At 69.9% G+C, this 14,166-nt stretch carries 10 protein-coding genes and 2 pseudogenes; 4 read left to right on the top strand and 8 right to left on the bottom strand.

Features of this window, described 5'->3' with window-relative positions; all coding sequences use genetic code 11:
• Positions 1 to 23: 23 nt before the first annotated feature.
• A complete protein-coding gene (locus ACGFWJ_RS25615; protein WP_392953645.1) occupies positions 24 to 1,424 on the bottom strand; it encodes a uracil-xanthine permease family protein in 1,401 nt (466 codons plus the stop codon).
• Between the two features lie 579 nt (positions 1,425 to 2,003).
• Between ACGFWJ_RS25615 and ACGFWJ_RS25610 the strand changes: the two genes are divergently transcribed.
• Positions 2,004 to 4,571: a collagenase gene (locus tag ACGFWJ_RS25610; RefSeq protein ID WP_392953642.1), complete on the top strand. Its 2,568-nt coding sequence runs from the start codon at positions 2,004 to 2,006 to the stop codon at positions 4,569 to 4,571.
• A gap of 163 nt (positions 4,572 to 4,734) precedes the next feature.
• Here the strand turns inward: ACGFWJ_RS25610 and ACGFWJ_RS25605 are convergent, their stop codons facing one another.
• Positions 4,735 to 5,193 carry a hypothetical protein gene (locus ACGFWJ_RS25605; protein WP_392953639.1) on the bottom strand — a complete coding sequence of 153 codons (459 nt, stop codon included), beginning with the start codon at positions 5,191 to 5,193 and terminating at the stop codon, positions 4,735 to 4,737.
• Between the two features lie 519 nt (positions 5,194 to 5,712).
• Between ACGFWJ_RS25605 and ACGFWJ_RS25600 the strand changes: the two genes are divergently transcribed.
• On the top strand, positions 5,713 to 6,018 hold the full coding sequence (locus ACGFWJ_RS25600) for a hypothetical protein (protein ID WP_392953636.1): 306 nt from the start codon (positions 5,713 to 5,715) through the stop codon (positions 6,016 to 6,018).
• Positions 6,019 to 6,076: 58 nt separating this feature from the next.
• Here ACGFWJ_RS25600 and ACGFWJ_RS25595 read toward each other — a convergent pair.
• The 4 genes and pseudogenes from ACGFWJ_RS25595 to ACGFWJ_RS25580 form a co-directional block, all read right to left on the bottom strand.
• Positions 6,077 to 6,232 (bottom strand): annotated as a pseudogene (locus ACGFWJ_RS25595) (nitrate reductase); the annotation flags it as partial.
• A gap of 127 nt (positions 6,233 to 6,359) precedes the next feature.
• The gene (locus ACGFWJ_RS25590; RefSeq protein WP_392953633.1) at positions 6,360 to 8,534 is read right to left on the bottom strand and encodes an RICIN domain-containing protein; all 2,175 of its coding nucleotides are present in this window, start codon (positions 8,532 to 8,534) and stop codon (positions 6,360 to 6,362) included.
• A gap of 149 nt (positions 8,535 to 8,683) precedes the next feature.
• Complete coding sequence (locus ACGFWJ_RS25585) at positions 8,684 to 10,105, bottom strand: RICIN domain-containing protein (protein ID WP_392953630.1); 1,422 nt, start codon at positions 10,103 to 10,105, stop codon at positions 8,684 to 8,686.
• Positions 10,106 to 10,418: 313 nt separating this feature from the next.
• Complete coding sequence (locus ACGFWJ_RS25580; protein ID WP_392953627.1) at positions 10,419 to 11,684, bottom strand: ThuA domain-containing protein; 1,266 nt, start codon at positions 11,682 to 11,684, stop codon at positions 10,419 to 10,421.
• Between the two features lie 457 nt (positions 11,685 to 12,141).
• On the opposite strand from ACGFWJ_RS25580, the pseudogene ACGFWJ_RS25575 reads away from it, so the two are divergent.
• Positions 12,142 to 12,276 (top strand): annotated as a pseudogene (locus ACGFWJ_RS25575) (LacI family DNA-binding transcriptional regulator); the annotation flags it as partial.
• Here ACGFWJ_RS25575 and ACGFWJ_RS25570 read toward each other — a convergent pair.
• The gene (locus ACGFWJ_RS25570; protein ID WP_392953624.1) at positions 12,276 to 12,401 is read right to left on the bottom strand and encodes a hypothetical protein; all 126 of its coding nucleotides are present in this window, start codon (positions 12,399 to 12,401) and stop codon (positions 12,276 to 12,278) included. The pseudogene ACGFWJ_RS25575 and the gene ACGFWJ_RS25570 sit on opposite strands and share 1 nt — an antisense overlap.
• Positions 12,402 to 12,504: 103 nt before the next feature.
• Between ACGFWJ_RS25570 and ACGFWJ_RS25565 the strand changes: the two genes are divergently transcribed.
• The gene (locus ACGFWJ_RS25565) at positions 12,505 to 13,002 is read left to right on the top strand and encodes a DUF6531 domain-containing protein (protein WP_392953621.1); all 498 of its coding nucleotides are present in this window, start codon (positions 12,505 to 12,507) and stop codon (positions 13,000 to 13,002) included.
• An 80-nt stretch (positions 13,003 to 13,082) separates the two neighbouring features.
• Here ACGFWJ_RS25565 and ACGFWJ_RS25560 read toward each other — a convergent pair whose 3' ends face one another.
• Entirely contained in the window at positions 13,083 to 14,138 is a 1,056-nt protein-coding gene (locus ACGFWJ_RS25560) for an ABC transporter substrate-binding protein (RefSeq protein WP_387861766.1), read from the bottom strand.
• Positions 14,139 to 14,166 lie beyond the last annotated feature (28 nt).

Raw genomic sequence — 14,166 nt, 5'->3', positions numbered from 1 at the left:
TGGCGGCACAGGCAGTCGGAAGCTCAGCTGTCCGAGCGGTTGCTGTCGTCGTAGGTGCTGGTGCCCTCGTCGAGCAGTGGGCCGTTGGCCGGGCTCGGGTGCTTGAGGTGTGCCGGGGCCATCGCCCGCAGGGCGTGGTAGCCGGTCAGGACGATCAGGGTGCCCAGGGCGATGCCGCCGAGCTCGAAGTTTTCGGTGATCTTCAGGTTGACGTTGCCGATGCCGACGATCACGCCCGCCGCGATCGGGACCAGGTTCAGCGGGTTGGTCAGGTCCACCTTGTTGTGGATCCAGATCTGCGCGCCGAGCAGGCCGATCATGCCGTACAGCACCACCGTGATACCGCCGAGCACACCGCCCGGGATGGCGGCGATCACCGCGCCGAACTTCGGGCACAGGCCGAACAGGATCGCGAAACCGGCCGCGCACCAGTACGCCGCCGTCGAGTACACCCGAGTCGCCGCCATCACGCCGATGTTCTCCGCGTACGTGGTGGTCGCCGGGCCGCCGACCGCGGTGGACATCATGGTGGCCGCGCCGTCGGCCATGATCGCGGTGCCCATCTTGTCGTCCAGCGGCTCACCGGTCATCTCGGAGACCGCCTTCACGTGGCCGGCGTTCTCGGCGATCAGCGCGACCACCACGGGCAGCGCCACCAGGATCGCGGACAGCGAGAAGCTCGGGGCGTGCAGCGAGGGCAGGCCGATCCAGTCCGCCTTGCCGACGCCCGAGAAGTCGAGGCGCCAGTGGTCGACGGCCGGGCCGCCGCCCACCGAGGAGTGGATCTGGCCGAAGATCCGGTCGAACAGCCAGGACACCACGTAGCCGAACACCAGACCCAGGAAGATCGCGATCCGCGACCAGAACCCGCGCAGCACCACCAGGGCCAGCCCCGTGAAGAACATCGTCAGCAGCGCCACCCACTGGTCCTGCGGCCAGTACACGCCCGCCGCGACCGGTGCCAGGTTGAAACCGATCAGCATGACCACCGCACCGGTCACGATCGGCGGCAGCACCGCGTGGATCACCTTCGCACCGAAGCCCTGCACCACCGCACCGCACGCCGCCAGCACCGCACCGACCACCAGCAGCGAACCGGTCAGCGTCGCCGCGTCCCCGCCCTGCGCCTTGATCACGGCCGCCACACCCACGAACGACAGACTGGAACCCAGGTACGACGGGATCCGGCCGCTCGTCACCAGCAGGAAGAAGATCGTCGCGACACCGGAGACCATCACCGCGAGGTTCGGGTCCAGCCCCATCAGCACCGGGGCCACGAAGGTGGCACCGAACATCGCCACCACGTGCTGCGCGCCGAGCCCGATCGTGCGCCCCCACGACAGCCGCTCGTCCGGCTTCACCACCGCCCCGGGCTGCGGGGCGCGGCCGTCCCCGTGCAGCTTCCACCCGAACGCGACCTTCATGTCCTTGCCTCGTCTCTGCTGTACCGTGCGAAACCCTGGTGGGCGACCATGCAACCGGTCGCGACATGATCTCGTATCGCGTCCACCGCCCTGACCTCGGGGGATCACCCGACCGGCGGTATCGCAGAACCCACCGTCCCCGGTTACCCACCGTCACTGAAGGCGGCAGTGAAGAGTCGGGGTCGGCATCGACGGCGAATACGACCGTGTCGACCGAACCGTGCGGTACACGTCGCCGGCCGGCACAGCTGTCTACGTGATGAGGCCACATCGGTCGGCGCTCCGAATCGAAGCCCGGCAGGGCCAACGTCCTACTCGTCGGCGGGAGCGCGCCAATCAAGCGGCGGATTTCCGGGACGGTCAGGTCGACCAACTCTCGGCTTCGGGCCGGGCGGTTCGGATCCCCTGGTGGGCCAGGGGCCGCCGCTCTCGGTAGAGGTGAACCGAGACAGGTGACATGTCACACCCTATTGATCGCCCCGCCGGTCTTGTGAGACGGTGCGTCACGCGCTTCGGATGCCTCCCACGTCCCGACGTCCGGGGCGCTCCGTTCGCGCTTCCCCCACAAAGGAATAGACGATGCGTCAGCTCTCACGCATGTCCAGGCTGCTGGCCGCGGCTACCGCGGCAGGCACCGTCCTGCTCGGCATATCCGTCGGACCGAGCCAGGCCGCCCCCATGCCGGTCACCCCCGCACCGGTCGCTGCCGGCCCGCAGCAGCCTTCCGGCAGCTCGTCGGAGGTTCCCGGCAGTCCGTTCGCCGATCCCGAGAGCCCGGGCGCGCCGCAGTCCGGCCGGCTCACGGCCGCGCAGCTGCCGCTGGTCAACCCGCTGTCCGTCACGGCGCCGGTGGAGACGGGCCCGGACAAGGGCCTGGCCAAGGCCGCACCGCGCGCGCTCGCGGCGGGGCCGGTCACCGCCCAGTCGTGCACCCCGGCCGACTTCGCCGGCAGGACCGGGGCCGCTCTGGTGTCCTACGTCAAGGCCTCGACCCCCCAGTGCATCGGCTCGCTGTTCCTGCTCGGCGGCAGCCCGTACGCCTCGGCGCTGTTCCGCCAGAGCCAGATGGCGACGATGGCCGACGCCTTCCAGAGCGCCGCCGCCTCCTACCCCGGCGACAACTCCGCCGCCACCTGGCAGGTCGTCCTGTACCTGCGCGCGGGCTACTACGTGCAGGACAGGGACCTCGCGCACGTCGGCCCGTACGACGCGACGCTGACCGCCGCCGTGACGCGCGGCATCGACGCCTTCCTGGCCGGCCCGCACGCCGCGGACGTCACCGACGCGAACGGCCAGGTCGCCAACGACGTCATCATCCTCACCGACAGCGCCGGGCAGCAGGGCCGCTACCTGAACACCTACCGGCAGGTGCTGAACGGCTACACCAGCGCGTACGACAGCTCGAAGAACCTGCTCACGTACGTCAACAGCGCCCTCGCCGCGCTGGACCGGGGGCACGAGAACAAGTCCTTCGTCGACGCGGTGACCGCGGACCCGGGCATCATCGACACCCTCGACGCGTTCACCCGCACCCACCACGACCTGCTCGGAACCTACCCCGGCTTCCTGGTCTCCAACGCCGGCATCGAGCTGACCCGGTTCGTCAAGTACCCGGCGTTCCAGGCCAGGATCCGCCCGCTGGCCAAGGCCCTGCTCGACAGCTCGTCGATGACCGGCCCCACCGCCCCGCTATGGGTCGGCACCGCCAACGCGGCCGCCTTCTTCGACAAGGACCAGTGCTCCTACTACGGTGTCTGCGACCTGAAGCAGCGGCTGACCAAGGCCGTGCTGCCGATCAGGCAGACCTGCAACGCCACCCTCACCGTCCTCGCCCAGGACCTCACCGCGGCCGAACTCGCCGCCGTCTGCGCCGATCTCAAGGGCGAGGACGCGTACTTCCACAACCTCGTCCGCGACAACGGCCCCATCCCCGGCCAGTACGAGTCGTCCGTGCAGCTCGTGGTCTTCGCGAGCCAGGCCGATTACCAGACCTACGCCGGCGCGATGTACGAGGCGAACACCAACAACGGCGGGGTCACCCTCACCGGGACCCCGACCGACCCCGCCAACCAGCCGGTCTCCCTCATGTACCGGCATCCGAACGAGAACGGATTCACCGCCCGGATCTGGAACCTCAACCACGAGTACGCCCACGTCCTGGACGCCCGCTACGACATGAAGGGCGACTTCTACCAGCAGACCAGCGTGCCCGACCTGTGGTGGATCGAGGGCGTCGCCGAGTACGTCTCCTACACCTACCGCGGCGTCACCGACGCCAACGCCGTGACCCAGGCCCCCAAGCACACCTACCCGCTCAGCACCCTGCTCCAGAGCACGTACCTGAACAGCGACGTCGTCCGCACCTACCACTGGGGCTACCTGGCCGCCCGCTACATGATCGAGCGCTACCCGGGCGTCGTCCAGACCATGCTCGGCTACTTCCGCACCGGCGACTACGCCCGCGCCTACGCCTACTACAACGGCATCGGCACCGCCTACGACGCCGACTTCACCAGGTGGGTCGACACCTGCGCCGCCGACACCTGCCTCACCGCGGGCACCCCGAAGGCGGCCTTCGACGTCGCGGTGCGGGACCTGAACGTCCAGCTGACCGACCGCTCCACCGAGACCGCCGGCAAGGGCAGCATCACCGGCTGGGCCTGGAACTTCGGCGACGGCACCACCGGTACCGCGGCCTCCCCGTCGAAGTCCTACCGCGCTGCCGGTACCTACACCGTCACCCTCACCGTCACCGACAGCAACGGCAAGACGGCCACCACGACCCGGACCGTCACCGTCACCGCGCCGGCCGCACCGGCGGCCTGCACCGACCCCGACGCCCGGAAGCTGGACTACAACTGCTTCCGCACCGGCCGCTCCGCCGACGCCGGAAGCTCGGACATGATGTACATCTACATGCCGGCCGGCACCACCACGCTGACCGTCTCCACCACCGGCGGCACCGGGACCGCCTACCTCTACTACAGCCCGGACCGCTGGGCCTCGAACACGGATTACGCCGCCTCTTCCACGAACAGCGGCACCACCCAGACCGTGACCGTCACCAACACCACGGCCGGCTACCGCTACATCACCCTCTACGGCAAGACCGCATTCAGCGGCGTCACCGTCACCACCCAGTACTGACCGGCGCGTGAGCCCGGATGCCCCGGCTCACGCATCCCCGGGGATGTGTGAGCCGGGGCATCCATGTGGGCCTCTGCGGCGGACGAGATCCATGCGGGGTGCCACGGCGGCCGAGCCCGGGATACCGACAACTCCCGGGCTCGGCACGCACATTGATGAAGCGTCAGCAAGTCACCGGAACTTCCACCACCGGCCGAGTGCCGTATGGGCCGCTTCCCTGCACCGAGAAGGTCGCACGCACTGTCGAACCGCACGGGGCGGTGGCGGTGAAGCCGTTCACCTGCACCGTGGTGGAGTGGAACGGCGTGCTCCCGCTCACGGAGCCGAGCGAGTTGCCGCCGACCACCTCGGCCGACAGGTTGGTGTACAGGGTCTGCCACGACACCGGCCCGTCGGGCGGGCCGGCAAGGCTGATCTTCCCGTAGATCACGACGCTGCTGCCCGTGACGTCTGCGCAGGCGTAGGTCGCCAGCCCGGCCTGGAGAGCGTACTTGCAAGTCGTGACCGTGGCGGTGGCGGTGGCGGTGTCGGCGCCGCTCGCGGCGGCGAAGGCCGGCACGGGCGCCGTGAGCAGGGCGGCGGCACCGGCGGCGCCCACCGCGATGCGGGTGATGCGGTTCATGGTCTTCTCCTTCAGACGATGCGAGAAACCGTTCGGCAGGCACTGTTAGCCATGTGACATTTCACGTGTGCCATGACCCAAACTCTGCCATGCGATTCCAAGGCTCCGGGCCATTCCTGCCTTCGAAGTGCCAGCCCGTCCGAAAGTTCACCCTGGGTGACGCAAATCCGCCCGGCTGGGCCAATGCGGCCACCACCTCGGGCGAACCCGCGTCGAACGCCGGGTGAACCACGGCGTTGAAGAACTCCTGACGAACGTGAGGGTGGCCCAGACCGCAGCCTGACAGGGCCGCTTCGGGCGGAAGCCTCCGAAGGCCAGCAGCCGGAGGCGTTGGCGAACCTGCGGGCAGCCTGTTCCTGCGGCAGTCCACCGGGGTGCCGGAGCCGCCTGCCGGACCTGCCCGGGGCGAATCGCCGTTCAGACCGGTCGGGTGCTCCGGCGCGGATCGGCTTCCGGCCGGGGCCGCGATAGGGGATCACGGGTGGTGGCGCGGGGACGCACCACGAAGGACCAGCGCCCATGCCCCGGCCCACCCGGGCTCAGCGCGCCGCCATCGCCCAGCGGCGGGCGGACGCCGTCGAGCTACGCCTTGCCGGCGCCAATCCGCTGACCGTCGGCCGGAAGCTCGCTGCCGACCCGACCCTGAACTCCGACCGGACCGCGTACCCGTGCGGGTACGGGCACGAGCTGTACGCCAAGGGCCGTCCCGCGCCGGACGAAGAGACCCTGGTTCGGTCCGTGAACCGGGACATCGCCGAGGCCTCGGAGCAGCGGATCGCCTCGTCGCAGGCCGACCCCGGGAGGGGAGGACGACAAGCCCGGTGAGCGCGCACAGCCGGAGAGCCGGCCCGGGTATCGGACTTCGGTCTGATCAGGCTTTGGCCGGGGCGACGAAAGTAGCCCCAAACATGGCCACGACATGCTGCGCGTCGAGCCCGATCGTGCGCCCCCACGACAGCCGTTCGTCCGGCTTCACCACCGCCTCGGGCTGCGGGGCGCGGCCGTCCCCGTGCAGCTTCCACCCGAACGCGACCTTCATGTCCTGCCTCGTCTCTGTGCTCTACCGTGCGAAACCCTGGAAAGGTGGGGGTCGGCATCGACGGCGGGTCTGTGGCAGTGCACCGGTCGGCCCCCCGGCAAGGGGAGGGCGACCGGTGCACTGTGGTTTACGGGTAGGCGATCAGGTTGGCCACGTTGGTGGCCGAGTTGGAGGGGCCGCCGGTGGAGTTGATGACGTGGGCGATGGTGCCGGTGCCGCCGAGCGAGACGGTCACCATGTCGTGGAAGCGGACCGTGGAGCGGTAGGGCACCTCGAAGGAGTGCTCCTCGACCACGGCGGGGTTGACGTTGAAGTAGGCGTAGGAGCCCAGGCCCCAGGCTTCGTGGTTGGTCACGGAGTCGGCGACCTTGTAGGCGGGGAAGCCGCGGGTGGCGCCGTTCATCCAGGCGGCCTGGTTCGGCGGGTCGTAGGGCAGCTCGTTCTGGAAGAAGTAGGTGCGGCCGTTGTTGCCGTTCCAGATCACCTGGGTCTGCTGGTAGTGCTCGACGAACAGGCCGTACAGGGTGACGTTGTTGCCGTTGACGATCAGCCCGTTGGCGGCGGTGTTGCTGGTCCAGCCGACGCCGCTGCCGTGGTCGGCGCGCCACAGCCACATGTGGTCGCCGATGACGTTGTTGGAGTTGACGACCAGCGACTGGGTGGCCTTGCCGACGCCCGCGCCGCCGATGCGGAAGAACACGTCGTGCAGGGAGGTGGGGTTGGCGCTGTGGTCGACGGCGCTCGCGGTGCCGGCGCCGATCTGCATGAGCGTCTGCGAGTTGACGGTGCCGGCGTCGATGAGCAGGCCCGCGACCTTGACGCCGTCGACGTCGGCGACGTTGACGGCGGTGATGCCGTTGTCGGGGATGAGGGTGGCCAGGCCCAGGCCGAGGACGACGGTGTCGGGCCGGGTGATGTTCAGGGTCTGGTTGAGGTGGTAGACCCCGGGGGTGACCAGCAGGTTCTTGCCCTGGGCGAGGGCGGTGTTCATGTCGGCGGCGTCGGCGCCGGGCTTGACGATGTAGAACTGGTCGATCGGCAGGGACGTGCCCTGCTGGGCGCCGGCCCAGGTGATGCCGGTGGTGTTGTTGCGCAGCGCGGGGACGAAGACCTTGTAGGCGCCGGCGGCGTCGACGTACAGGAAGGGCTTCTCGCGCACGACGGGGGTCTGGCCGACGGTGGTGTAGGGCGGGTTGGGGAAGGTGTTGGCGGGGGCGTTGACGTCGCCGACGAACACCATGTTCCAGTTGGCTCCGGCCCAGCTGCCCCACTGGGAGTTGCGGGAGAGCCACTGCTGCTGGGAGCCGGAGTTGATCTGGCCGTCGATCTTCGAGTCGGAGATGAAACCGCCGGAGGACCAGCCGCCGTCGTCGAGCTGCAGGTTGCCGCGCACGTGCATGCGCCGGTACGGGGCGGCCTGCGAGACCGCCCAGCGGTCGGCGCCGCCGGTCGGGTTGACCGAGAGGTTCTCGGCGGAGCGCCAGAAGTTCTGGGTGGCGTTGCCCTGGAACCAGTCGGCCTCGGCGTGCACCGCGCCGTTGATGGTGACGTCGTCGGGGGACAGGCCGAGGCCCGCGACCTGGGTGTAGAAGCCGACGTTGGCGTTGACGTTGTAGCTGCCGGGCTTGAAGAGCAGGGCCTGACGCTGGGTGCCGAACTGGTTGCTCTCCTGCTGGGAGAAGACCTGGTTGAGCTTGGCTTGGATGGTGGCCTGGGGGGTGCTGGGGTCGAAGACGGCGACGTTGGGGCCGAAGTCGGGGGTGCCGGGCGGGTTGGTGGAGGTGGTGCCGAAGGTGAAGGACTGGGCGGCGGTGCCGTTGCAGGTGTACTGCTGCAGCTGGACGGCGTCGGCGGTGGAGGCGGAGGGGATGTCCAGGCACTTGCCGCTGTTGCGGTTGACGAAGTGGTAGGCGCCGGATGCCTCGGGGACGGCCTGCCACTGCTGGTTGAGGCCGCCTCCGTAGGCCCAGAGCTGGATCTTGGCTCCGTCGGCGGTGGAGACGTCGGTGACGTCGAGGGCCTGGGCGGTGTTGGTGGAGGCGTTGATGCGGACGTAGCCGTTGCCGAGGTCCTGGGTCAGCCACTGCTGGGCGCCGGTGCCGTTGCAGGCGTACTGCTGGACGGCGGTGCCATTGGTGGTGGCGGCGTTGGCGGCATCGACGCACTTGCCGGAGTTCTGCGCGACGAGGGTGCTCGCGGTGGTGGGGACGGCGGCGAGGGCGGCGGGGGCGGCGGCGAGGGCGGCGGGGGCTGGGGCGAGCAGGACCGCGGTGGAGGCCAGCAGGCCGGCGGTCGCACTCAAGGGAAGAACTCGTCGGCGCAGCGGAGTGGGGTGCAAGTGGTGTGCTCCTGTTCGGGGGTGATGGAGCGTCGGGACGTGCGGTGCCGAAATAGGGGGTGGGGCGCCCGGCAGGTGCGTGCCGGGCGCCCGGGCGTCCGGTCGGCGGGCGGTCAGGCGGGCAGGTTCCACTGCTGGTTGGCACCGGCGAAGCAGTCCCAGATCTGCAGCCGGGTGCCGTTCGCGGAGGACGGGCCGGTGGCGTCCAGGCAGCGGCCGGAGGCCGGGTTCACCAGGGTCTTGTTCGACTGCGCCTGCCACTGCTGGGCGCCGGTGCCGTTGCAGTCGTACAGCTGGGCCTGGGTGCCGTTGGCGGTGCCGCCCGAGGTCAGGTCCAGGCACTTGCCGAGCGCGCGGATCGTGCCGTCGGTGCCGACCGTCCAGGACTGCGCGGCGGTGCCGTTGCAGTCGTAGAGCTGGATCGCGGTGCCGTTGGCCGAGTTGGCGGCCGCGACATCCACGCACTTGCCGCCGTAGCCGGTGATCTGGCCGGTCCGGCCGCTCGGCGGCGGGGTGGTGCCGCCGGTGACCTGGTTGAAGGTCTGGGCGAACTGCCAGGGGTACTGCGAGGTGCCGCTGCAACTGTCGGACAGGGTGCCGTTGCTGGCGCAGGCCTTGTCGCGGCCCAGGGCCCAGAACGCCAGCATCTGGATGCCGTTGGCTGCGGCGAAGGACTCCAGGGCCTGCGCGTTGGCGGTGGAGAACACCTCGACGGTGGAGTCGTTGACCCCGATCATCGGGGTGTTGCCCTCCATCGCCCACAGCTGCGCGGAGGTCTTGGTGTTCCAGATCTGCCCGAGCTGGGTGTGCAGGGCATTGGCGGCGTTGATCGCGGCCTGGCCCATGTCCATTGCCGGGCCGTAGTCCATCGTCATGATGTTGACGGCGTTGACCGTCAGACCGCGGCTCTTGGCGTTGTTGAGCAGGCTGAGGGAGTTGGACTCCAGACCGGTGGGGTTGACCGGGAGGGTGTAGTTGACGTCGAGGCGCTTGCCGGCCGCGGCCTGCGCCTGCTGGAGCTGGGCGAGCGCCTGGTTGCGGCGGTCGTTCGCGGCGGTGTCGTTGAGGGCGGCACCCTCGATGTCCAGGTCGATCCGGGTCAGGTTGAGCGCATCCACCACCCGCTTGTACTGCGTCTGCAGCGCGGAGACGCTGGTACAGGCCTGGCCCAGCTCGGTGCCGCCGGCGCCGCCGAAGGAGGCGATCACGTCGCCGCCGGCCGCCCGGTGCGCGTTGACCGCGTTGGTCCAGGACGCGTCCGTGATCGAGACGTTGCCGTTGAAGGTGGCGTTGCAGCTGCCGTCGCTGATCACGAAGGCGAGGGTGACGTACTTCAGTCCGGCGTTGCGGACGTCGGTCAGCACCGACGTCGGATTCCACGTCTCCAGGTACGGGGCGGCGAAGTGGGCCGGGAAGCCGGGCCCGGGGTTGGCCGCGGCGGAGGCCGGGCCGGCGCCGGCCACCAGCATGGCCGCGACGGTGGCGGGCAGCGCGACGGCTGCCGCCAGAGTGCGGCGGACAACGGAGCGGATCAAGGCAACTCCTTACAGAGAGGCATGTCTGTGACATGAGCGGGGTCTGGGCTGAGGAGGTCCGGGCTGAGGAGGTCTGGTGCCGTGCACGGGCCGGACAGGGGGCTCTTCCGACCGGGAGCCCCTGCGACAGGGCGCAGGGCCACGGATCAGGAGGCGTAGACCTGGAGTTGGGACACCTGGCCCGCCGGCCAGCCGGTGTTGGCGGTGAACACCGGGCGCACCCGGCCTGCGCGGTGGTGTGCTACGCGCTGGTGCGGGCTGTGCGGCAGCGCCGCCGGGCGTACGGTGACCCGCCCGGCGTGTGCCCGGCGGGTCAGGGCTGTGCGGTGAGGCGGAAGCTCTGGGCGGCGGAGTTGTCGCAGGTGCGCTGGACGAGTTGGACGGAGTTGGTGGCCGCGGTGGTGGCGGCGGTGAGGCACTTGCCGCTGTGGCGGGCGACGAAGTGCTGGGCGCCGTTGGCCTCGGTGACGGGCCGCCACTGCTGGTTGGCGCCGCCGCCGTAGGTCCACAGCTGCAGGGGCGCGTTGTCGGCGGTGGAGACGCCGGTGACGTCGATGACCTGGTCGGGGTTGTTGCGGGCCGCGAGGCGGACGTAGCCGCTGTCGGTGGCGGTGGTGCGGAAGTGCTGGGCGGTGGTGCCGTTGCAGGTGTACTGCTGGATCGCGGTGCCGTTGGCGGTGGCGGCGGCGCGGGCGTCCACGCACAGGCCGTTGGCCTGCGAGGTGAGGGTGTACCAGGGGTCGGTCGTGGCCGGAGCCTTGCCCAGCCACTTCAGCGAGTCGATCAGCATCCGGTTCTGGGTGGCGGAGGCGAAGGTGGAGGAGGTACGGGTGTTGGTGCTGTAGTTCATGGCGTTGTGGCCGAAGTTGGCGTACAGCATGCGGTACTGCGTGTTGGTCCAGATGATCGGGTAGTCGCCGCTGTACCAGGCCTGGTTGGGGTCGCTGCCGAGCGGGAAGCTGGACGGGTCGACCGAGGCCAGGACCTTGATGTTCGGGTTGGCCCGCAGGTTGTTCGACCAGGCGTACCACTCGCTGACGGCCGAGGTCCAGGTCGCCGGCAGCGACGCCGCGGCGGGGTGGGTGCCGTTCTCGGTGCGCAGGACGGCGGTGGTGGGGCCCCAGGTGTTGGAGCGGAAGTTCCCGCTGCCCAGGAACTGGTTGTAGTACCAGTCCCAGCTCGAGGCGTCGGTGGTGAACGCTGAGACGTGGAAGCCGAGCCAGGCGCCACCGCCGCGCATGTACCGCTCGAAGCCGGCCCGCTGGGCGGCGCTCTGCGGGGCGTCGTCGAGGAACAGCACGACGTCGTAGGCGTCGACGCCGCCGTTGGCCAGCAGGTCCCAGTTCGTGGTCGCGGTGTAGGTGAAGTTGTTGGCAGCCGCGGCCTGGGGGAACCAGGCGTTGGCTTCCTTGTCGAAGTCGATGTGGGCGGCGTCCCAGGTGCCGCTGTAGAACGCGATCACCTTGAAGTCCGGTGCGGCGGCGCTCGCGTGAGCGGCGGGGGAGAGCACGCCGAGCAGGAGGGCGATCAGGGCGAGGACGGCTCGGGGGAGCCGCCCGGGGGTGGGTCGGCGGTGCATGGTGTCGCTCCTTCGGTGGGGGTGAGCCGCGGGAAGGGGACGTTCATGGCGTGGTGCCTGGGGGATGCGCCGGCGGTGGGGCTGCCTGTCGTGGGGGCGTGCGAAGCCATGGGTCGGGCGGGGCCGCCGGGGCCTGTCGGCGGGTTGGACGGGTACATCGGTGGGGCCTGGTCGTGCAGTGGGCGGATCGGCGGCGCGAGGGAGTTCCTGGTGCGGTGCCCGGATTCTGCGGTGGCCTTCGGGCTGGCTGTGCGTGAACCTAAAAGGTCTGAACCAGTCACGTCAAGCCCTGTGGATTCGGTTCTTGAATGCTCAATGTGCTTTCAGTGCTTGATCTTTGACGTTTCATCAGCTCTGCCGTTAAGTCTTGACGCCGAGATGTGGGCGCGGTTCACTCGGGGAGGCCGGTCCGGAACCGGCCCCGGCATCACTGCCGACTGCTTGGAGGGCCCGCGAGATGGCTGCCACGATCACCGACGTCGCACGTCGGGCCCAGGTCGGCAAGAGCACCGTCTCCCGGGTGCTCAACTCGGGGGCGGAGGTGGACGCCGCGACGGCTACCCGCGTTCGGGAAGTGATCGCAGAGCTGGGCTAGGTGCGGCAGCATGAACGCCGCGGTCGCAGGCGCAGCCGCTTCGGGTACGGGCCGTACTCGCCGATCGGCAGGTGCGGCTCGATGAACTCCCACTCCGCATCCGTCAGTTGCGCTCGCGTCACGAAGGAGGGCGTAGCGTGGCGACGGTCTCCATCACCCGCGTTCGGGCAGTGGCGGGCGGGGAAGGGCGGCGGCTCGTACTCGAAGGGGCGGGGCCGTGACCAGGTGAAGAGCCCCCGGACCGAGGGCCGCCCGCAGGACACCCGGTGCGGGGGCGGCGAGCCGGTCGACATGGCCACCGGCCGGATGCACATCGACCAGGTCGACGTCTCGCTGCCGGGCTCGCTGCCGCTGGAGTTCACCCGGAACTTCGAGTCGGGTCTGCTGACGGGCCGTTGGATGGGCCAGAGGTGGCGACGAGCACGGCGTCCCGCTCTGGACCACCTGAAGCTCACCGCCGCCACCGGCGCCGAGGCCCGGTTCGTCACCGAAGCCGTCGCCGGGACCGACGGGGCCCAGGTCCTCACCGGCACTGCGGCCGCCGCCGGCCCGTTTCCGGTCGAACGTCTCTATGTGACGGTTTCGGCCATGACCGTCCCGGGCTTACAGGCCCGCTCGGCGATGCCGGCGGGGCCCGTACCCGTTCTCCTCGCCCATCGACCGCTGCAGGATCGCCAGCGGGTCGGCGCTCAACCGCCTGCCGTGCGCCGATTGCTCGGCTGATCCGCCCGCCGCCACTGTCCGCCCGGCGGTCCCGCGCCCGTTGTCCGGAGGGCTCGGGACCGTCACCGGTGACGGGAGGGTCAGCCGGTGGCCTTGGTGGCGAACTCGGTGGTGTAGGTCTTGGACAGGTCGACGGTGGACTCCTTGCCCTGGACGTCCGGGTGGAAGGCGGCCAGCACGGAGAGCACGGTCTCCGGGCCGCCGGGGGGCATCAGGCCGTCGGTGGTGAACATCGGCAGGGTGGCCTTGATCGCGGCCGCGTACTCGGCGGCGCCGCCTTGGGCGTAGTCGGCGGGCATCTGGGCGGCGATCTCCTCCGGGGTGTGGGTGTTCATCCACTTCAGGGTTTTCACGAAAGCGTTGGCGAGCTTCTGGACGGTGTCCTTGTTGCCGTTCACCCAGGCGGTGTTCATGTAGAGCGAGGAGGAGGGGTAGAGGCCGCCGAGCGCGGCCCGGGAGCCTTCGGGGGTGCGCATGTCGTACAGGACGGTGCCGAGTTGCTTGGACAGGATGTTCGCCACCGTCGGGTCGGTGGTCATGCCGGCGTCGATCGAGCCCTGCTGGAGCGCGGCGATGAAGGTCTGGCCGGCGCCGACCGCGATCGGGCTGAACTCGTTCGCGCTGACGCCGTTCTTGACGGCCAGGTACTTGGTGAGGAAGTCGGTGGAGGAGCCGATGCTGGTGACGCCGAGCTTGCGGCCCTTGAAGTCCGCGCCGGTCTTGATCGCGTCGGCCTGCTTGGCGGAGACCACCTCGACCTCGCCGGGGGCCTGGGCGAACTGGACGACCGATTCGACGCTCTTGCCCTTGGCCTGCAGGTCGATGGTGTGGTCGTAGAAGCCCACGGCGCCCTGTACGTCGCCGGCCAGCAGCGCGGTGGTGGCGTTCACGCCGGCCGGCTCGCTGAGCAGTTCGACGTTGACGCCGGCATCGGCGAAGTAGCCGAGCCGCTGGGTCAGCATGGCGGGCAGGTAGATGACCTTGTCCAGGCCGCCGACCATGATCTTGACGGTGGGGCCGTCGACCTTCTTCCCCGCGGGGGCGGCGCCGTTGTGCGAGGTGGCGGCGTCGTTGGCACAGGCGGCCAGCGGCAGCAGGAGGACGGCGGCGAGGGCGGCGGCAGCGGTTCTGCGCATGGTGGGGGGAGCCTCTCGGGGTGAAGGG

The sequence above is a fragment of the Kitasatospora sp. NPDC048407 genome (assembly GCF_043200475.1).
GTDB lineage: Bacteria > Actinomycetota > Actinomycetes > Streptomycetales > Streptomycetaceae > Kitasatospora.
The sequence above is the reverse complement of the archived record's forward strand: the minus strand, read 5'-3'. Positions and strand labels throughout refer to the sequence as shown.

Bases quoted from the DNA above. Each gene is read 5' to 3' on its own strand.
- ACGFWJ_RS25615 (WP_392953645.1), bottom strand. From the start codon at position 1,424: ATGAAGGTCGCGTTCGGGTGGAAGCTGCACGGGGACGGCCGCGCCCCG.
- ACGFWJ_RS25610 (WP_392953642.1), top strand. From the start codon at position 2,004: ATGCGTCAGCTCTCACGCATGTCCAGGCTGCTGGCCGCGGCTACCGCG.
- ACGFWJ_RS25605 (WP_392953639.1), bottom strand. From the start codon at position 5,193: ATGAACCGCATCACCCGCATCGCGGTGGGCGCCGCCGGTGCCGCCGCC.
- ACGFWJ_RS25600 (WP_392953636.1), top strand. From the start codon at position 5,713: ATGCCCCGGCCCACCCGGGCTCAGCGCGCCGCCATCGCCCAGCGGCGG.
- ACGFWJ_RS25580 (WP_392953627.1), bottom strand. From the start codon at position 11,684: ATGCACCGCCGACCCACCCCCGGGCGGCTCCCCCGAGCCGTCCTCGCC.
- ACGFWJ_RS25560 (WP_387861766.1), bottom strand. From the start codon at position 14,138: ATGCGCAGAACCGCTGCCGCCGCCCTCGCCGCCGTCCTCCTGCTGCCG.